The 19,001-nt window shown below is 32.6% G+C and carries 15 protein-coding genes; 5 read left to right on the top strand and 10 right to left on the bottom strand.

The genetic code is table 11. The features are described 5' to 3' along the window. Positions 1 to 3: 3 nt before the first annotated feature. On the bottom strand, positions 4 to 915 hold the full coding sequence (locus tag CLU81_RS06475; protein WP_099709085.1) for an ABC transporter ATP-binding protein: 912 nt from the start codon (positions 913 to 915) through the stop codon (positions 4 to 6). A 98-nt stretch (positions 916 to 1,013) separates the two neighbouring features. Between CLU81_RS06475 and CLU81_RS06470 the strand changes: the two genes are divergently transcribed. Both CLU81_RS06470 and CLU81_RS06465 read left to right on the top strand, forming a co-directional pair. Then, the gene (locus CLU81_RS06470) at positions 1,014 to 2,066 is read left to right on the top strand and encodes a hypothetical protein (RefSeq protein WP_099709084.1); all 1,053 of its coding nucleotides are present in this window, start codon (positions 1,014 to 1,016) and stop codon (positions 2,064 to 2,066) included. Between the two features lie 101 nt (positions 2,067 to 2,167). After that, positions 2,168 to 3,028: a hypothetical protein gene (locus CLU81_RS06465; protein ID WP_099712688.1), complete on the top strand. Its 861-nt coding sequence runs from the start codon at positions 2,168 to 2,170 to the stop codon at positions 3,026 to 3,028. A gap of 192 nt (positions 3,029 to 3,220) precedes the next feature. Here the strand turns inward: CLU81_RS06465 and CLU81_RS06460 are convergent, their stop codons facing one another. After that, complete coding sequence (locus tag CLU81_RS06460; protein WP_099709083.1) at positions 3,221 to 6,955, bottom strand: metallophosphoesterase; 3,735 nt, start codon at positions 6,953 to 6,955, stop codon at positions 3,221 to 3,223. Positions 6,956 to 6,981: 26 nt separating this feature from the next. Between CLU81_RS06460 and CLU81_RS06455 the strand changes: the two genes are divergently transcribed. Further along, complete coding sequence (locus tag CLU81_RS06455) at positions 6,982 to 8,160, top strand: Pycsar system effector family protein (protein ID WP_099709082.1); 1,179 nt, start codon at positions 6,982 to 6,984, stop codon at positions 8,158 to 8,160. A 263-nt stretch (positions 8,161 to 8,423) separates the two neighbouring features. Here CLU81_RS06455 and CLU81_RS06450 read toward each other — a convergent pair whose 3' ends face one another. Beyond that, positions 8,424 to 10,793: a GAF domain-containing protein gene (locus tag CLU81_RS06450; protein ID WP_099709081.1), complete on the bottom strand. Its 2,370-nt coding sequence runs from the start codon at positions 10,791 to 10,793 to the stop codon at positions 8,424 to 8,426. Between the two features lie 229 nt (positions 10,794 to 11,022). On the opposite strand from CLU81_RS06450, the gene CLU81_RS06445 reads away from it, so the two are divergent. Further along, on the top strand, positions 11,023 to 11,775 hold the full coding sequence (locus CLU81_RS06445; RefSeq protein WP_099709080.1) for a glucose 1-dehydrogenase: 753 nt from the start codon (positions 11,023 to 11,025) through the stop codon (positions 11,773 to 11,775). Positions 11,776 to 11,849: 74 nt separating this feature from the next. Continuing rightward, positions 11,850 to 12,431, top strand: coding sequence for a TetR/AcrR family transcriptional regulator (locus tag CLU81_RS06440; protein ID WP_099709079.1), 582 nt, complete (start codon positions 11,850 to 11,852; stop codon positions 12,429 to 12,431). 122 nt (positions 12,432 to 12,553) lie between these two features. Here CLU81_RS06440 and CLU81_RS06435 read toward each other — a convergent pair whose 3' ends face one another. The 7 genes from CLU81_RS06435 to CLU81_RS06405 form a co-directional block, all read right to left on the bottom strand. Beyond that, positions 12,554 to 13,063: an Rrf2 family transcriptional regulator gene (locus tag CLU81_RS06435; protein ID WP_099709078.1), complete on the bottom strand. Its 510-nt coding sequence runs from the start codon at positions 13,061 to 13,063 to the stop codon at positions 12,554 to 12,556. Positions 13,064 to 13,098: 35 nt separating this feature from the next. Continuing rightward, entirely contained in the window at positions 13,099 to 14,325 is a 1,227-nt protein-coding gene (locus CLU81_RS06430) for an NAD(P)/FAD-dependent oxidoreductase (protein ID WP_099709077.1), read from the bottom strand. A gap of 299 nt (positions 14,326 to 14,624) precedes the next feature. Next, positions 14,625 to 15,683, bottom strand: a complete 1,059-nt coding sequence (locus tag CLU81_RS06425; protein ID WP_099709076.1) for a nucleoid-associated protein — start codon at positions 15,681 to 15,683, stop codon at positions 14,625 to 14,627. 43 nt (positions 15,684 to 15,726) lie between these two features. Further along, complete coding sequence (locus CLU81_RS06420) at positions 15,727 to 16,086, bottom strand: four helix bundle protein (protein WP_099709075.1); 360 nt, start codon at positions 16,084 to 16,086, stop codon at positions 15,727 to 15,729. A gap of 105 nt (positions 16,087 to 16,191) precedes the next feature. Next, a complete protein-coding gene (locus tag CLU81_RS06415) occupies positions 16,192 to 16,731 on the bottom strand; it encodes a hypothetical protein (RefSeq protein ID WP_099709074.1) in 540 nt (179 codons plus the stop codon). A gap of 202 nt (positions 16,732 to 16,933) precedes the next feature. Further along, positions 16,934 to 17,533 carry an HPP family protein gene (locus CLU81_RS06410; RefSeq protein ID WP_099709073.1) on the bottom strand — a complete coding sequence of 200 codons (600 nt, stop codon included), beginning with the start codon at positions 17,531 to 17,533 and terminating at the stop codon, positions 16,934 to 16,936. Positions 17,534 to 17,622: 89 nt separating this feature from the next. Next, on the bottom strand, positions 17,623 to 18,903 hold the full coding sequence (locus tag CLU81_RS06405) for a chloride channel protein (protein ID WP_099709072.1): 1,281 nt from the start codon (positions 18,901 to 18,903) through the stop codon (positions 17,623 to 17,625). Between the last annotated feature and the right edge of the window lie 98 nt (positions 18,904 to 19,001).

Raw genomic sequence — 19,001 nt, 5'->3', positions numbered from 1 at the left:
GGCTTAGTTGGTTTTGATAGTGGCGTTTTTGGTTAATTCTAAAAATTGTGCTTCAAGACTGTTTTTGCGTTTTACTAAATGACTTAAAGCAATGTTTTTAGAAAATAAATACAAATTCAGTTCAGAAGCTGATAAATCTGATTTCAGGTAAACCAAAATTTTCCCGTCTTCTTCCGTGATTCTCTCCACAGCTTCGTGGTTCTCCAAGACCGATTTTAGTACTGAATTATCATTTGCCTGCAGTTCAAAGAAGCCTTCATTTGCAGACATACTGTCAACAGAACCAGAATATAGAATTTCTCCTTTTCTAAGAACAATTACGTGAGAACATACTTTTTCTACTTCATCTAATAAATGCGAAGCCAATAAAATAGTCGTTCCTTGCGAAGCAATTTTTCTTATAATATCTCGAATCTGATGAATTCCTTGTGGATCTAAACCATTTGTTGGTTCATCCAGAATCAAAATTTCAGGATCATTTAAAAGTGCCGAAGCGATTGCCAAACGTTGTTTCATCCCTAAAGAAAAAGTGCTGAATTTGCTGTCTTTTCTTTCTGTTAAACCAACAAGATCAAGCTTTTCGTTTATCTTAGAATAATTGATGCTTTTTATTTTACAAACCAATTTCAGGTTTTCTTCCGCCGTCATGTACGGGTAAAAGTTAGGTCTTTCGATAATAGCGCCAACTTTTTTCAAGGCATCATGCGTTTGAACTTTTCCGTCAAACCAGCTGTAATTGCCCGAAGTTTTGTTTACAACATTTAAAACAATTCCTAAAGTGGTCGATTTTCCACTTCCGTTTGGGCCCAGAATTCCGTAAACGCGGCCTTTTTGTATTTCAAAAGATACATTTTTTAAGGCCTGAATGCGACCGTATCTTTTGTGAAGATTCTCAATAGTAAGTATGGTTTCCAAATTTATTTCGGTTTTAGTTTTAAGTATGACGATTCAATTGGTATATTGTTACGTTAAATTTTATTTAATGTAAATTTGTATTAAAGATATTTAAAAAAATGAGCGAACCTTTAATGGTTTTAAAAAAACCTTCCTATCCTTTAACGCAATCATTATTAAGTTATTTAGAACGATACGAACGAATTTCGAAAGTGTCCGTGTTCTATGATGATTTATTGCGTTTTTCGGGTTCTATAAATGTGTATGATAAGAATGAAAATGACACATTATGGATTCGGGTTTATTATAGCGAATTTGAAAGAAATGAGATCGATCTGAATCTGAAAAAAATCTATTCACTTTTGCATTCTGATGGAAATAGTGAGATCATTCAGTTTCTGAATATTGATGCGATTGATTATTGCACTTTTGGAAATTCGAAACCTTTTAGAATCAAAGTTCGAAATATTCTCAATGATAATTACGTACATTTTTATATTAAAAAAGCAGATGCTTCTAGAATTTACGGTCTAGAATTAGAAGACATTCTTTCGCCGGATAAAATCAACTTTTTAGTCTATAAAGACACGCTTATTGAAGAGCATATTATCGGGATTCCGGGCGATGTTTTTATGGATACCTTATTGGATAATTGTACGGAAATGGAGAAATCGCAAATCGCAAAAGAATTTGTAAAGTTCAACGAGCGCTGTATGATTAGACTTCTTGGAGATATGCGTGCGTATAATTATGTAATAGTGCCAATTCACGATTTTGATCAGGTAGTTTACAAAATACGTCCAATCGACTTTGATCAGCAGTGTTATGAAGGCAATTTTAAAGTTTATCGTCCACAGTTTTTCAAGGAAAATTATCCAATGATAAAACTGATTAAGGAGAAACTCGAAGAACGTTCGATTATTCAATATAAAGACGAAGAAAGAGCGATTCTTGCAAAACGTATTCATTCTGCCGAAAACAGAATTAAGAAACTATTAAATATTATGTGTCATGATACTATTTCGACAGAAGATCATTTGAATCAACTAAAAATGGAATTATACCGTTATACCAACGATATGAAATTCAAAAATGCAAAATCAATGGGACATATCATGTTTGCAGCATTTGAATTTATAACGCGTAACTTTAAAAACACTAATTTGGTTTGATTTTTAAACCATATAAGTTATATAAGTCAATTTAAGAAGTTGTTTTTACATGAACTTATATAACTTAAATGGTTTACATTGAACTTAAACATTTAAAAATTATGAAAAAGTTTTTTTTACTTGGAATTTCTATTGCTTTATTAGCTTGTCAGCAACAATCAAATACAGATTTTAAGACACTTTATTCACTTCCTAAAAAGTTAAAAGAAGTTTCAGGAATTACTTATTTCCCAGAGACTAATTTGATTTATACTTTAGAAGATAGCGGAAATGCCAATAAAATCTATGCGATAAATTCAGAGGGAAAATTAAATAAAACCATCACTATTACAAACGCAACAAATGTCGATTGGGAAGACATTACAAAAGATAAAAGCGGTAATATTTATATTGGCGATTTCGGGAATAATGCTAATGAACGCAAAGATTTATGTATTTATAAAGTTAATAAAAATCAGCTGAATAAAGATTTGGCTGTAGCCGAATATAAAGTTTCTTTCTCGTATCCGGAACAAACAGAATTTCCTCCAAAGAAAAAAGAAATGTTTTTTGATGTTGAAGGTTTCTTTGAACACGGAAATTACTTTTATCTTTTCACCAAAAACCGAAGCAAAAATTTTGATGGAACAGCTTTTATCTATAAAATTCTAAATGCTCCCGGAACACAAAAAGCGACCAAAATAGGAGAATTTAAAACCTGTAATAATTACAATCATTGTGTCCTGACAAGTGCAACAATTAGTCCAGACGGAAAAAAAGTAGTCTTGTTAAGTCACGATAAAATTGTTTTATTCAAAGGTTTCAAAGGAGATTTGTTTCATAAAGGATCTCAAACCGAAATAAAATTAGATCACTTTTCGCAAAAAGAAGCAATAGTTTTCAAAGACAACAACACATTACTTATCGCCGATGAAAAAACAAACAAAATAGGAGGTAAGGTTTACGAGTTTAAATTAAAGTAACTAAGGTTCTGAGGTGCTAAGTTGCTAAGACTTCAAAAAAGTTTGCCACGAATTTTACAAATTTCACCAATTAATAATTCGTGTAAATTTGTGAAATTCGTGGCAAAAAAACTTTGTACCTCTGATCCTTTGCAGCTTTGAACCTAAAAAAAACTTAGAACCTTAGCAACTTAGTACCTCAGAACCTTTTCCTTAAAAACTATACGCTGCTCCAAAAATAACTCTTCCTACTTCATCAGGAGATTTAAAATAAGAGATTCTTGCTGTTAAAACGTTGATCGCATTCAGCCAAAGTCCGCCACCATAATCCTGATGCCATTTTCTGGAACTTTCGCCATCAAGCCAAATTCTTCCGTAATCAAACCCACCTAAAATCCCGTAAGTTAACGGAGCTACAGTGCGCTGAATTTTACCAATAGTAAAACGTAAATCAGAACTTTGAGAGAAATAAGAACTTCCTAAAAAGCGCTCATTCCTATAACCACGTAGATCTTTGTCACCACCTAAAGTCGCACCTTGATAGAATTCGTAATTGTTATTTAGAAGAGCTTTTCCTTTTAAAAGAGTTGCTAAAACTAATTTTCCGTTATGATCAATTTTATGTGTAAAACCTAAAAGACTTTCCAGTGTTGGGAAGTTTTGCTTAGTGTTATCTAAATTAGCCATCCATGTTGCCGAAATCATAAAAGCGACACCAAGTGTTGGTTTTGCAGCAAAATCGGCATTCTTAAAAGCATATTTTACTTTCATTCCGCCATAAACCTGACTGTCAAAAACTATTGGGTTTATAATGCCGGGAGTGTCTATCAATCGGTTATCCGTTTCTTCAACTCGCATTTGTTGTAACATTGGCTGAACACTAAATTCACTTCCATAACGCCCAACATGTCTAACAGCACCCGAAACATTAAACTTTTGAATACGAACACGATTATAATCCATTCCAAAAGTATCGTCGTTATTTTTAGTTTCGTTACCGTAACCAAAATAATTCATTGCAAAATTTGGCGTCGTATATTGTGATTCAACATCAATAACCCATTTACCTAATAATCCCGGAAAATGTGCAACGTAATTAAATTCCAAACCTCCAGTTGCAAAATAATAGAAACCATTTAAAACATGTCTTTGTGTATAAGGATTCTGTTTGAAATTATTAACCGTATAATTTAAGTTGAAACCTACTTTTACGCCATCATCAGGATTATATCCAATATTCGGAAGTCCTGAAACTACATTATATTTAGGTTTTTCATAATTATACAAGTTCACATCATAATCATCCGTTAGCTGAGTTCTTGTTTTAGAATCAAGATTGTAAGTATTATTTTTTGATTTGAAATCATAAACTATTACTCTTTTTCCGTTTTCGATATTATAAGTATCATTGTTTTGACCACCAATTAAACGAATTTTTATGCTTGATTTTTTATCTCCAATTACTTGGAAAACATCAGAATCATCTAAACCATAAATCCATAAATTTGAAGTTTTTGCATCAGTAACGGTTTTTGTATAGATCAATTCGTCACCTTCTTTTTTAATCCTGAAAACTTGAATTTCAATACTTTTCTTTGCATTGTGATTGATAACAAACTTGTCTTTTTTATCCGTTCCGGCAATCATTACCGTATGACTTAAAACATCAAAATAAGTAGAAGCATATTTTTGAAGATCTTTTTTTCTACTTCTCAGTTTTTGCTTTATATCTTCAATAGTTTCATCCTGAACTTCTTTTGGCAGACTTTTAAAAGCCTCGTCAATATCTTTGTCAGTTAAATTCTCCTGAATAAATTTTGCCTGAGCAACCCAGTCTTTTTCTTCTGCAGTTTTTAAGAACGCCAAATCCATAGGATAAGGTTCTCTGTTAATCCATTTTACGTTGTCGATTTTACTTTTAAAAGTTCGCATATGACGCAACGCCGGAATGTTCATTAAAAGAGAAAGTAAAGTTCCGTCATATTTGGCAAAAGCCTGATCGCGATCACGCGGAATTGGTTTGTAAATAACTTTATCTCCAATTTTATGTTCTGCCCAACGCCACTGATCACTATGTCTGTCCCAATCGCCAATAAGCATATCAAACAAACGCGCTTTTATATATTCTTTTTCATCAACACTATATTTTTCGTCCTTATGAAGATTTTTCAGCATATCTTCCGTACTAATAATATTAGTTGGATTTCCGAAGTTTTTAGCATCCAAATGATTATCGGCCGGTCTTTCTTCAACCATATATAATCCATCTCCAAAATTCGAGTTAAATTCTCCCAAAGCATTTTGTTTCGGAATATAATATAAGATCGGATTTGTGTGCAAAATCCCTAATTTATCTGCCATGCTTCCAATTGCAAAAGGAGTATAAGGATGAGAAGTGGTATAAAAGTCAAGAAGGAAATTTTCGGCATAAGTATCTTCAAAATCATTTACAACGTATTGATCTTTAAACGCTACAGATTGCAAAAACACGGTTGCACTTTTTTTCAACGCTCTCATTACATATTCTCTTCCTTTAGGATCGGACATTCGTAATGAAACAGATTGATGTCCTCCGCCTTCGCGAATTGGTTTTAAACCGCCCATTAAAGTGTCAAGAGTTGCGGTTTTGGCTTCGATTGGCAAGCTGTAATATTTTCGATAATGATTTCCGAATAAAAATTTATGAACTAAACTCTTTTGAGTCATTTTCTCAGAATAGATAGAAGTTGTAATCTTTGGTGGGAAATCATTAGAAGGATTTGGCTTCCAGTTAAATTCTTTGGCTTTTATAATTTCATGCTCAAAAAGCTCTTTTTCTTTATTGTTTTCATTTCCAAAGAAAGTCACTTTTGCGTCACCACTTTTGAATAAAGTAAGTGTTGCATATCCATTTCCTCCATAAGAGAATTCGGTTGGATTTATTGCTCTTGCGGCTTCAGATTTTGATCCTGCGCCACTAATAATTTGTTTAATGTTTTCTTTGTTAACGTATTGCAAGTTATGATCGTGTCCGGAAACTACAATTACATTTTTCTGAGCCTGTAAAAGCGTTTTAACTCTCTTGGCATAAATTGTATATTGTTTATTTTGAATATCCTGCGGACTTGCACCGGAAGTTTTTCGCAATAAATTAATAAAAGAACCAATTACCGGTAACGGAATTTTTTGCTCTAAAGGGAACAATTGTTTCTCTAATGAATATTGTCCACCATGAGATCCATTACTCATCAAAGGGTGATGAATGGCAATAACAACCGTTTTTTCCTGATTTTTATTTAAAATACTTTCCAGTTCCGTAAAAAAGTCTTCTCTGGTTTTAATGTCGCAATTATCGTTTATAGTGGGGTGATTGTCCCAATCTTCCAGAAACCATTCGCTATCAATGGTAACCAAAGTTGCTGTGCTGTCAATTTTTACATCTTCAATTGGACAGCTTTTACGAGGTAAAAAGGCTTTTTTGTCATTAAGATATTTAGTCACAAAATCAGCCTGACGTTCCAGACCTTTTATGCCGTTGTACCAATCGTGATTTCCGGGAATAAAGATTGTTTTTCCTTTAAAACCTTCCGTCAATTTTAATTGATTTTTAAGCTTCGTTTCTGCTAAAGCTTTATCCGAAGCATTGTCATTTGCAGGAAAACCTTTAGGATAAATATTATCTCCCAAAAATAATAAAGTAGCTTTTTTACTTGATTTTTTTAGCTTCTGATGTAATAATTCCAGTGTTTGCTGCGCTTGTTCTTCGTCAGCATTTCCGGCATCACCAACTAAATAAAAAGTGTGGGCAATTTTTATAGTATCAGTTGCGTTTTCCGTTTGGTTTGCACTAACATTTTTTCCATATTGCGCTTTATGCGTCGCGCAGGAATAAACAAGCAACAATACAACTATTGCTATAGAACAAGTTTTAATCTTAGTAATAAAATGATTATCCAAAAACAATTTCATAATTTAGTGGTGTAAAAATATTTTTTATGAATCTAATAGAACAATCCGAAGACTTCGTCAGTAATTTACTCAAAGATAAACTTTCTAATCTATATTCTTATCATAATTTTAACCATACTTTAACAGTAGTAAATGCCGTAAAAGAACTGTGTAAAAAAGAAGAAGTTAAAGGAGAGGACAAAGAACTTCTTTTAATTGCCGCTTGGTTTCACGACACGGGTTACATAGAAGGTTACGAAAATCATGAACAGGAAAGTGTTAAAATTGCTTCGGCTTTTTTGAAAGAAAAAGAACAATCTGAAGAATTTATAGCAACTGTTTCCAGTTTAATTCTGGCAACGGTCAAGGAATATATCCCCAAAACTCATTTAGAAAAAATAATAAAAGATGCTGATTTCGCTCATTTAATGGGAACCGAATATGCAACAACTTGCGAATTATTACGAATCGAATTGAAAAACACCTGGAATTTAAATTTTACTAATGCAGAATGGGCAAAAGAAAATTTGAATTTCCTGATGAACAAACATCGATTTTATACGGATTATGCGCAAAAAAAATGGCAACCGTTAAAAGAGAAAAACCTTCTTATGGTTCAAAAGAAAATTGAAAAGCAAGAAAAGAAAGAAGCTGATAAAATAGAAGCTGAAAATAAAAAGAAAGATAAAATAGAAAAACCGGATCGTGGTGTTGACACTTTATTTCGTGTTACTTTAGGAAATCATACTCGCTTAAGCGGAATTGCCGATAGTAAAGCCAATATTTTATTGTCTGTAAATGCGATTATTATTTCGATTGCACTTTCATCTATTATCCCAAAATTAGACAGTCTGAAGAATGCGCATTTGGTGATTCCTACTTTTATAATGTTGATTTCTAGTGTTACAACAATAATATTTGCAATACTTTCTACAAGACCAAAAGTAACAACCGGAGTTTTTACAAGAGAAGATATCGAAGCTAAAAAGATAAATTTATTGTTTTTCGGGAATTTCTATAAAATGCCATTGGCAGAATACGATTGGGCAATGAACGAAATGATGAAAGATCGCGATTATTTGTACTCGACAATGATCAAAGATTTGTATTATCTGGGATTGGTTTTGCAGCGCAAGTATACTTTATTGCGAATTGCGTATAACCTTTTTATGATGGGATTAATTATTACCGTAATCGCTTTTGTAATCGCTTTCAAGTCGATATAAGACTATATTTTAGACGCTGATTTTACGGATTCGCTATCGCGAAAATGCAGATAAAACGGATTTAGGTATAAATTAAAAAGCTTTGTCAAAGTTTTAAACTTTGACAAAGCTTTCTTTTTATATACAATCTTGTCATTCCGAGGAACGAGGAATCTTCGCTAGAAACTAACACAAAGTGTTTTTCCTAGAATTGTCGAGTTACTCGCGAAGATTTCTCCTTCGTCGAAATGACAAAAATATGCTGCCTACTTTTATTCAACTAATTAGTTGAGCTCATCTAGTAAATCCTGATAGGTAATTTTCTTCGCGGCCGGATTAGCCGTGTTATTGATAACTTTTACACGAATCGCTCTCAAACCAGAAACTCCCTGAAGATCTTCGACCTCAAATTGCTCGATCGCTGGTTCCAGTATTTTCTTGTGTTGCAAGTATTTGATATATTTTAAATATTCTGCTTCCTCACTATTTTGAGAATACACAATCGTGATTTTTTCTTTCTCAGTAATACGATCTTTCGTGCCTTTAATGTTCGATTTATCGATACGTTTTTTCACTACTTCATATCTCGCATTGTAAGTTCCGTCTACGTCAAAACGTTTTTCATCCATTCTAAAACGAATAGAAAGCGGCGCACTAAAAACTAAAATCAATGAAGTCACATCCAATTCATACGGAAGAGATTCTTTTAGCTGATGATGTTCCAGTTCCATTTCGCATAAAGTCTGTAATTGCCACAAACGTAAATTGTGCAAATACATAATGTCAAAAGGTTTTGTTGGCGCAATAGACGCTCCAATATATAGATTATGCTCAACGCCATCAGTTTTGAAACGCTCGTAATAATGTGGATAAATCTGTTGTGCTTCAATTTGTTTTTTGTCCAGAACAGAAGCTAGTTTTTTATTGATAATAGACATTGCATTATCAAACTTCTTTCTTTCCTTATAAAACAAACCGGTTTTTTCGTCCAGACTTTCGAAATATTCACGTTCCAGTTTTTCGCTTTTTTCAGTTTCTTTCGTATTCTTTAAAAGCGGATGAATTTCTTCTTCGATATAACGCTGAATATGTTGTTCAGTATCAGCTTTTAGTGGAAAATCTAATTCATCGCGAAACGATTCTAGTTCAAACTTTCTTTGTTCCAATAATACCAAATTAGTATTAGGGTCCTGAGATTCAAAAATCTCTAAAATAGCAGTTAATTGATTTTTAAGATCTCGTTTAACCGTTTCATTTCTGTGTTCAGACGAACCTTTAATATCGATTTGTCCGTATAACGGATATACATTCTTAAAGGAAATTTCCTTGAAAATATAATCTTTGGTATGATTTGAATTTTGAAAGTAATTTTGAGATTCTCTTCTAAATTTCCAGTATACACTTGGATGAATCGTAGTATATTCACGCTGAATGATAGCTTCAATCTGATGTTGCATATCAGTATTGTAGCGATCAATAGTATCTGTTAAATAGGGTAGAACCAATTCTAGTTTAGTTGCATTTACGGTATTTAAATCTCTGGCATGTGGAGAAACTAATTCTACAACACCCAATAAATGTCCGTCTTTTATAACCGGAGCAAAAACACAACTCTGAACACCTTGTTTTAATAAATGTTCACCAAGTTTTTTGTTTGGTCCTTCTTCAATGAATTTTTTCACATTAGAAATTACCAAAGGCTCTTTATTGTCTAATAATTTTTCGAACGTACATCCAAAAAAAGCATTCTTGCAATCAATTTCCTGATCTTTAGAAAGTAGAAAACTCTGCAATTGCGTATCAAACTTTATAGGTCTTATAAATTTTTCTTCTTCAGGATTGTAAACAATAAAACCAACTTGTAAATCAGGGATTTTAAATATTGATTTAAAAATGTTAGATACAATTTCGTTAGTTGGACCAGCTTTAGAATCAGGTTTTAGTAAATTACTTTTTAAGTTCGAAATAGCACTTTCTGTAGTAGCATCAAACAAAGAAACAATTCCGAAACCTTTTAAAGTCCAGCTTCCTTTAGGGAATTTAGATTTCCAAAGTTCAAGATCGCCGTAATTATCCATTAACAAATCAATATCTTCCTGAGTTAAATGTACCGAGTTTTTTGTTGGAATAATTTCCATAAAATCAGCATTGTACAAAATACGATAATGTTTTTCAACACCGTTTTCATCCGGAATATCGTAGAAGAAAGGTTTATTAAAATCTATTTTCTGTTTGTAATATACGCCTAATATTAAGCAACAATTATTTACATAAAATTGGTGATCGTCGAAATCACGAATTTCCATATCAAATTCAGATCCTGCATTGCTTAGAATCTTTTTGAAACGTTCTGTATAATTGAAAGATAAATTCTGAAAAGGAATCGTAATCGCTTTTATCTCATTATTTGTTAAAGCAGTAGGAAACAAATCTGCCAAGAGATTTTTGATCAGTGCTTCATTATCTTTAATAGTAGAATAATCCTTAATACCAGTTCTTAATTCAGGAAAAGCTTCTATTTGTTTAAGTATTGCTTTGGCGTAATTTGCTCGGTAATCAACATCTGATAAAGCAATTTCTTCAAACGATTCAATTAGCTTATGAAATGATATGATAGTTTTGAAAGGACTTTCGTTGTGTAAATGAATATCCATCTGTGTATAGTTTAGAGATGCAAAATTAAGCAAATATTAAGAATGTTAGCCAATTTATTATTTGTTTCCTTTATAATAGTATAGATATAAACCCTTGTAAACAGGAAGGTTTGAAAGTGAATTTTTAATTTAACTAAATTTTAACATTAATAATAACGGAACGATCATTCCGTTATTATATCTTTGTACCATAATAATTGAATAATCAATAACTTAATAAATAAACAAAATGAAAAATTTAGAAAACAAAGTAGCTATTGTAACTGGTGGAAATAGTGGTATTGGGTATGCAGCTGCAGCTGATTTAGTAGCAAAAGGTGCAAAAGTAATTGTAACAGGAAGAAACAAAGAAGCTTTGGCTCAAGCCGAAAAAGAATTGAACGTAACCGGAATTGTTGCAGATCAATCAGATTTAAAATCTATTGATAGTTTAGTAGAACAAGTAAAAACACAATTCGGAAAAGTTGATATTGTATTCTTAAATGCCGGAACAGCTTCTTTCGCTCCCGTAGATTCAGCTTCAGAAGAACATTATGACAGCATTATGAATGTAAACGTAAAAGGAGTTTATTTTACTGTTCAAAAAGTATTACCAATCTTAAATGATGGAGGTTCTATTATTTTTAATACTTCAATCAATGCACATGTTGGTATGCCAAATTCTAGTGTTTATGCAGCAAGCAAAGCAGCGGTATTATCTTTAAACAGAGTATTTGCTACAGAATTAGCTCCAAGAAAAATCAGAGTAAATGCAGTTTCTCCTGGTCCTGTTGAAACTCCGCTTTATGGAAAATTAGGTTTAGAAAAAGCAGAAGTAGAAGGTTTTGGAGCAGTTTTAGGAGAAAAAATATTATTGAAACGTTTTGGTCAAGCTTCAGAAATTGCAAAAACAGTTAGTTTCCTTGCTTCAGATGATGCATCATTTATCACAGGAACTGAAATTGTAGTTGATGGCGGACTTACTGTTAATGCAGTAGTTTAATTTTTTTTACTGAAATTCAGGAACGATTGTTCCGTTTTTTATACCTTTGTAATATTAATTGAATAGTAGAAATCATGGCTAGAACAAAAGAATTTAATGAAGATCAGGCTTTGGATAAAGCGATCGAAATTTTTTGGCACAAAGGTTACAACGGGACATCCGCTCAGGATTTAGTGACACATTTAGGTTTAAGCCGTTCTAGTTTGTATGATACTTTTGGCGATAAGCAGAAGCTTTTTGCGCAATCTTTACAACGTTATCAGAAAAATGCTCAAGATCAAATCGTAAAACTTTTCGATGAATCGGAAAATATAAAAGAGACTTTACGTGATATTTTTAAACAAGCCGTTATAGAAAGTCTTGAAGACCGAATTACAAAAGGATGTTTTATGGTAAATTCTTCTGTAGAATTGGCGATGCATGATGAAGAAATTGCCAAAATTGTAAAAAATAACAGCCAGATAATGGAAGAAGTTTTTACAAACGCAGTTAAGAAAGGGCAGGATCAAGGTCACATTTCCAAAACTATTGATGCAAGAGTTTTAGCAAGATTTATTTTTAATAATTACTCCGGAATCAGAGTTTTAGCAAGAACCGGCGAAAGAGACAAACAAGTCTACGATGATATCGTAAAAGCAATGTTTTCTGTGCTCTAAAAAGCTAATTAAGATAAGAATATAAAAAATCCCATTCGTTATGACGAATGGGATTTTTTGTTTTTAACGGTACTATTTTCAAAGTAATCCTATAAGTCTGAAATAGTACTTAAATGAATAATCTACTTTGTACTAAAAACATTCGACTGAAACCAATCTTGCGTTTTATCAATCATTTTCTGCCCGTACTGTTTTCGAATCGTATCATGAACCCATTGAAGATTTTTTTCTCTTAAGGAATCCTTGATTTTATTTTCAGTCTCAATCATTACCATATGTATTGCACAATAGCTATCTTTTTTCCAGGGAAGTTCTGACTTATCCAGCAAGACACAATTGTCTCTGATTTTATGGCATTCAAAAAACGAAATTTCTCCTTCAACAGCAAGAACGATATCTAAAAATGTGATTTCAGTAGACGAACGCGCCAGCTTGTAACCGCCTTTCACACCAATATTTGACTTTAATATTCCCGCTTTTTTCAGTTTGGTAAAAGCTTTGGCGAGATAAGTTTCGGATATATTTTGAAAATTTGCCAAATCACGCACCGTAATTGTGCTGTCTTCAGGGTTATCTATTAAATACACTAACGAATGTATCGCATATTCTACATTTTTTCCTAAAGTTGGCATAGTAATGATTTAGTCAGTTTCATGAAAATTGTAATTTAAACAGCGTTTTGGCTAACATTTGGAACTTCTGGATAAGAATCTGTCAGTGCAGTTTCAACGTCGTCTGCCGGATAGATTAGTTTTGTAGTAACTTCCATTTTTATATTCTTTCCTTCAATTCCGCTAAAAGCTAATGTACGTTCCCATCCGGTTGTTAGCATACCATCTTCCTGACCTAAATCAACGCAGGTTACATAATCTGTGTAATTGTAAGGTTTTAATGGTTGCGAAAACAAGCTGTTAACAGCATTATGTCCAGCCCATTTACCTAAGAACATTGAGAACTGGCAAGCCATAAGTGAACTATTGCCTTTATCGTCAGTAGGAATATTTGCAACATCTCCGGCTGCAATAACATTCTCATATTCTTCTAATTGAAGATATTTATTTACATGAAGACGTCCCAGTTTATCTTTTTCTCCTTTAAAGAAATTGCAAAGCGAACTTGCGACTAATCCAACAGTCGAAATAACCGTTTGCGAAGGAATAAATGTACCATCACTTAAGGTTGCGCCTTTGGAATTTACACCTGCCAATGAAACGCCCGTTACAACAGTAACGTTTTTCGTTTCTAAAGTTTTTATAACGTAATCCTGTGCTTCAGTTGAATAATAGTTTCCTACTTTATCCGCTTTTTCAATAAGTACAACTTTAAAGTCAATTGGATCTTGACCATGTTCGCCTAATATTTTCAAAGCTTTTTCTTTTATAACAGTAACAACTTCAAGACCTGTTAATCCGCTTCCGGCAATGACAAAAGTTGTAGCGCCATCACCCTCAAAATTTTTACTTGCCAATTGCACTAAATGATCTTCAAGTCTTTGAGCACCATTGAATGTGTCTACATTAAAAGTGTTTTCGATTCCAGGAATGTTTATTGCTTTCAAAACACTTCCTGATGATAAAATTAGATAATCGTAGTTCACAATTCTTGAACCGTGATTGGTCGCAACCGTTACCAGATTTTGTTCCGGATTGATAATTTCTGCTTTACCAATGATGAATTTAATATTCAATGGTTTGAAATATTTTTTTAGCTCAACTCTTAATCCTTCTAATGAAACTTCATATAATCTTGGACGAATTGTTAGATATTCATCCATATTCACCAAAGTCATCTCAAGTTCATTTTCCTTTTGTAATTCACGACTTTGTCTAATAGCGCTTAAAGCGCTCCAAAAACCTGCGAATCCTCCGCCGATAATTAATAATTGTTTTTTCATTTTCTTTATAGATAATTACGATAATAATTGTCGCAAATTAAAGCATAATAATCTTAGAAAATAAGTTTATTCTTATATTTTTGAAATAATAATTTTAAAAATATAGCTAAATACTTATGAATTAATGAAGAAGAAATTAGAAAAACAGAAAAATTCTGGTTGTATATTTTAAGAAAAGCGATTGAAATTGATTTTTTAGATTGAAATTCTAATATTTGAGAGCAATAAAAAAACGGCAATTACAAATAAATGTAGTTGCCGTTTTTTGTTTTAAGTAAGTAATAGAAAATGAATAACTCTTAGCTTTTTTCTTCTTTATTGAAGTAAACTAAGTAGTAATACATTTGTTTTTCTTCATCCCAGCCTTTTTCAACAAATTTTTCTGCACTTTCAGGGTTGATAAAATCCATTTTAATCTGAATATGAGTATCAAGATTAATAACGTTTTTAATCGATTTTCTTGCGTCAGAAACTGCTGCGTTTGCAATAGGGAATGAGGTTACATCTTCGATGCTGTATTTTTCTCCTTTATCAACTTTATAGTTTTTGAATTCAGGAATTAAGTCTGGATTGTCTAATACTTCATTTAAGAAATTCTGCTCTTCAAACTGGTCGTTCTTAGCGAAATAATTCACAGAACGGTTCATGAACATTACTTCTTCTTTTTTGTCTTCTGCTGGTAAAACAACATCTTTTGCGAAGTTTTGACAGAATTTCAAGTATTTTTTAGTGATGAAGTTTTCATCTTCAAAAGCGTCAACTGATAAAAAGTGCTCTAACCAATAACGCGCGTCATAACGGTTACTGTCTACGGTTAGGATTTTATATCCTTCTTCTTTTTTATAATTAAAAATCAAACAGCCTTTATCTAATTTGCTTAAGTTGATACCTTGTTGCAAGATCATTTCAAGATTACTGTTTTTTTCTTCAAATTGTAAAAAGTCGGCTTGTAACTCACTTTTAAAAATTCCGATAGCGTCAACAACATTATTGTCAATACTTAGATTTGTTAAATAAGTTACATAAACCTCTCCGTTTTTAATGTGCGGATGATTTGATTGCTCGAATAAATGCGTAGTGATTCTTTTTGAAACCTCCTGTAAGTTCCCAGGATTATTAAAAATCTCAGTAGCATACTTAAACATGTCGTTATAATCCAAATCGACTTCGTGCGCAAACTGATAATAGTTTTCTTCTTTCTCTCTAAAAGGTTTAAAAAAGTATTCTTTTATCAAAGGCACAATTTCATCATTTAGATTAAATGGTTGTTCCGATAAAAAAATCGCTTCGTTTCTGCTCTTGTTTCCTACGCGGTGTATCGCAAGCGTCTCGATGTGGGTGTTGAATAAGTTGATCATATTTAAAGTTGCTGAGGTTCTGAGTCGCTAAGGTTCTGAGGTTTTAGTTTCTGTTTTTTATTTTCTTAATAAACGAAACTAACATTCTCTCTACTTCACGATTATCCTCATATAAATTATTAAATTCTTGTTCGTTAAGATAGGTTATATTTTTTGCAATTTCTAATTGAGTTTGCATTTCAAATAAAGAACCTACTGAAATATTTAAAAAGCGTAAAAAATCTTTATCGCTTTCTCGTCCGGATCCTTCGGCAATATTACTGGATATTGAAACCGAACTTCGTCTTATCTGTGACGTTAATCCAAAGATTTCTTCTTTTGGGAAATTGTTTGTTGAAAAATAGATTTTGGTAATCAAGCTCATTGATTTCTGCCAGATTAGAAGTTTTCGAAAATCACTCATTTTTATTTTTTATTTAATCTGATAAAATTAATAAAAAAATAAGATAAATCTTTCAAAATAAAAACTTAGAACCTCAGCAACTCAGAACCTAAGAACCTCAAAAAATTAATTCCAATTTTCCTCAAATCCGTAATCTTCAAAGCTATCGTCGCCTTCGAACATGTCAAGATCGTCTTCGTCAAGATCATCTTCAAATTCTCCGTAGATATCGTCGTGCATATCTGCTTCAAAGTTTTTTTCGATGGCTTCATCAGGCATTTCTCCGTGTGAGAATAAAGTTTCAGGATAAGGAGCTCCTGCAATTTGATCTTCAACAGCGGCTAATTCAACTAAGAAAGTCCACATATTGATGAAATCGTACACGTAGATGATTTTGGTATTTTCTTTATCCAGGATAGAAGATAATGGATAATCGCCCATAGTTCGTTGTTCACCAGGAACATCGCCAGTATCAAAAAGCGGAATTTCATCTTCCTGATTCCAAGTTTCATCGCAGGTATAAAACGAAGCTACTTCCATTCCGTCAAAACCAAAAGCGTTGAAGATAGCATTGTGTAAATCCTCAAGAGTATCTTCCTCAAGAATAGCAATGTCTCTAAAAATATCTTCTTCGGCGTCTAGAATTACTCTAAATTTATAAACCATAATCTTTGTTTTTATTGAAAGGTCAAAGGTAAAATATAAAAAACGAAATACGAATTGTGATTTACGATTTGTTGAAAAGATTTTTATTTACCAGGCTCAGTAGAATCGTTGTCAGGCTGAGCGAAGTCGAAGTCCATTCCAATTGGCGCGCCTTCGACTCCGCTCAGGATGACAACAATCGAGTGAATTATAAAAGTCAAAACTATCTCCCAATCAATCTTTTTCTAATCTTATGATAACGTTTATGATAAGTGCTATGACTTGGATAACTTCGGCTTGAAGTCATATTATTGAAAATTAATGCCGTTATAAACAGAATCAGAACACCGTCTAAAACCGGAGAAAGCACATACATATAACCTAAATCTTTTATTTGCGCAGAACCCGTAACAGCAATAAGCGCAGTTGCACCCCCGGGAGGATGAAGGGTTTTGGTAATTTGCATAAAAATAATGGATAACGAAACCGCCAAAGGTGCAGATAACCAAATAATATCAGGAACCAATTGGTTTACGGTAACCCCAATAATTGCTGAAATCACGTGACCGCCAATTAAATTTCGGGGTTGCGAAAACGGACTTTGGATAATTCCGTAAACCAATACGCTCGATGCTCCAAAAGAACCAATTAGAAAAACAATATCAGTTCCGGAAAAACGAATGGATTCAAGATAAGACAAGATTCCAATTCCGACAAATGATCCTATAAACGACCAAAAATGTTCTTTGGAATCAATTAGAGTTTCTTTATAAAGAATATAGCGTGTTTTACGATAACTTCTTTTTAATTTTTGATTAGGCATGTGGTATTTTATTGCGTATTCTTAAGAACTAAATTTGTTTTTGTTACAGATTAATTATCTGTCAAATTTTAAAATCAAAGTCCTTTTTTTTATTTTATTAAACTTGGCGAATAAGAGTAAACGGTAAATGGATAAATCATTTTTGCGGTGTATTTAGAAATTAAACAAACTACTAAAATTGGTAAAAATAACGTGTAATCATTTGTTAGTCCACAAACCAGGAATATTGCTGTAAAAGGCGCATGAATGCTGGCGCTTAAAACAGCAGCCATTCCGATAATCATAAAATTAACCGGAATTACATTTACATGGAAAAAACTATTTAAAACTGAAGCGAGTAATAAACCTAAAAATGCACCAATAAAAAGACTTGGAGCAAAAACGCCGCCATCGCCACCAGAAGCCAATGTTACCGAAGTTACAATTGGTTTTAAAATCAAGATTCCGATAAAAGTTAATGCTAAAGTCAGCGTTAACGGAATTTCATTTGTGTTGCCAAAGATTCCTTTTATAGCGTGATATCCTTCTCCGTATAGTTGCGGAAAGATGAATAAAGAAACGCTCAAAACTACTGAACCAATTAATATTTTGTAATAATGAGTGTCGATTTTGCCAAATTGAGATTTAAAGAATAAGACACAACGAGTTAAGTAAACAGAATTTATTCCCGCCAAAATTCCTAAAAGAATAAAATACGGAATCGCTCTTAAATGCCAGGTTGTAATCGAAACCGTAAATAATGGTTCTTCTTTTAATATAGATAATAATCCGAATGCGATTGAAACAGCAATTAGATTCGAAATAATAAAAGCTTTTGTTACTTTTCGTGAAATAACTTCCAGAGCAAACAAGATTCCTGCAATTGGACTGCTGAATAAAGCGGTAACTCCGGCAGCAACTCCCGCACAAATTAATTCGGTTTTGTATTGTCTAAAGATGTTTTCCTTTTGCTGCGCTACAGAACCAATTGTTGCTGAAGCGACAACGGTAGAAACCTCAATTCCGGTAGAACCTCCAAAAGCAACTGTTATTAATCCGTTTATAAAGTGAGATGGGATTTTATAAGAAGGTAAATTTTTTGAAGTTGATTTCGTGCTTTCAAAAACTTCCTTGATTCCTTTGTTTTCTTTTTTCTTAAAAAGATAATGTCTTAGAAAATAAATCACAGACAATCCAAAAACCGGGAAGAGAATATACAATAATGGATGTACAGTAACTTCATGAAAGAAGATTTCTTCGTAGTATTCTGTAATTTTTTTAAGTGAAATTCCGAGAAAGGCCGATAAAAAACCTATTAGAATAGAAACAACAACTAATTTTCGGAATTTAATAAATTGATGATTTTTTTTGATTTGCGCCGTTTTGTTCATCAGAAGTGATCGCACTTTTTTTATGCGGATTACAAAATTAAGAATCAAATTCGGTTTTTAATAGAAAATATGCAATATAATGTGTTAAAACTGATAAA

This window comes from Flavobacterium sp. 9 (genome assembly GCF_002754195.1).
In the GTDB taxonomy this organism is placed as follows: Bacteria; Bacteroidota; Bacteroidia; order Flavobacteriales; family Flavobacteriaceae; genus Flavobacterium.
Note: the sequence above shows the minus strand (reverse complement) of the source record. Positions and strands in the feature narration are given on the sequence as shown.

Coding starts and splice junctions, on each gene's coding strand:
- CLU81_RS06470 (WP_099709084.1), top strand. CDS start 1,014: ATGAGCGAACCTTTAATGGTTTTAAAAAAACCTTCCTATCCTTTAACG.
- CLU81_RS06465 (WP_099712688.1), top strand. CDS start 2,168: ATGAAAAAGTTTTTTTTACTTGGAATTTCTATTGCTTTATTAGCTTGT.
- CLU81_RS06460 (WP_099709083.1), bottom strand. CDS start 6,955: ATGAAATTGTTTTTGGATAATCATTTTATTACTAAGATTAAAACTTGT.
- CLU81_RS06455 (WP_099709082.1), top strand. CDS start 6,982: ATGAATCTAATAGAACAATCCGAAGACTTCGTCAGTAATTTACTCAAA.
- CLU81_RS06450 (WP_099709081.1), bottom strand. CDS start 10,793: ATGGATATTCATTTACACAACGAAAGTCCTTTCAAAACTATCATATCA.
- CLU81_RS06445 (WP_099709080.1), top strand. CDS start 11,023: ATGAAAAATTTAGAAAACAAAGTAGCTATTGTAACTGGTGGAAATAGT.
- CLU81_RS06440 (WP_099709079.1), top strand. CDS start 11,850: ATGGCTAGAACAAAAGAATTTAATGAAGATCAGGCTTTGGATAAAGCG.
- CLU81_RS06435 (WP_099709078.1), bottom strand. CDS start 13,063: ATGCCAACTTTAGGAAAAAATGTAGAATATGCGATACATTCGTTAGTG.
- CLU81_RS06430 (WP_099709077.1), bottom strand. CDS start 14,325: ATGAAAAAACAATTATTAATTATCGGCGGAGGATTCGCAGGTTTTTGG.
- CLU81_RS06425 (WP_099709076.1), bottom strand. CDS start 15,683: ATGATCAACTTATTCAACACCCACATCGAGACGCTTGCGATACACCGC.
- CLU81_RS06420 (WP_099709075.1), bottom strand. CDS start 16,086: ATGAGTGATTTTCGAAAACTTCTAATCTGGCAGAAATCAATGAGCTTG.
- CLU81_RS06415 (WP_099709074.1), bottom strand. CDS start 16,731: ATGGTTTATAAATTTAGAGTAATTCTAGACGCCGAAGAAGATATTTTT.
- CLU81_RS06410 (WP_099709073.1), bottom strand. CDS start 17,533: ATGCCTAATCAAAAATTAAAAAGAAGTTATCGTAAAACACGCTATATT.
- CLU81_RS06405 (WP_099709072.1), bottom strand. CDS start 18,903: ATGAACAAAACGGCGCAAATCAAAAAAAATCATCAATTTATTAAATTC.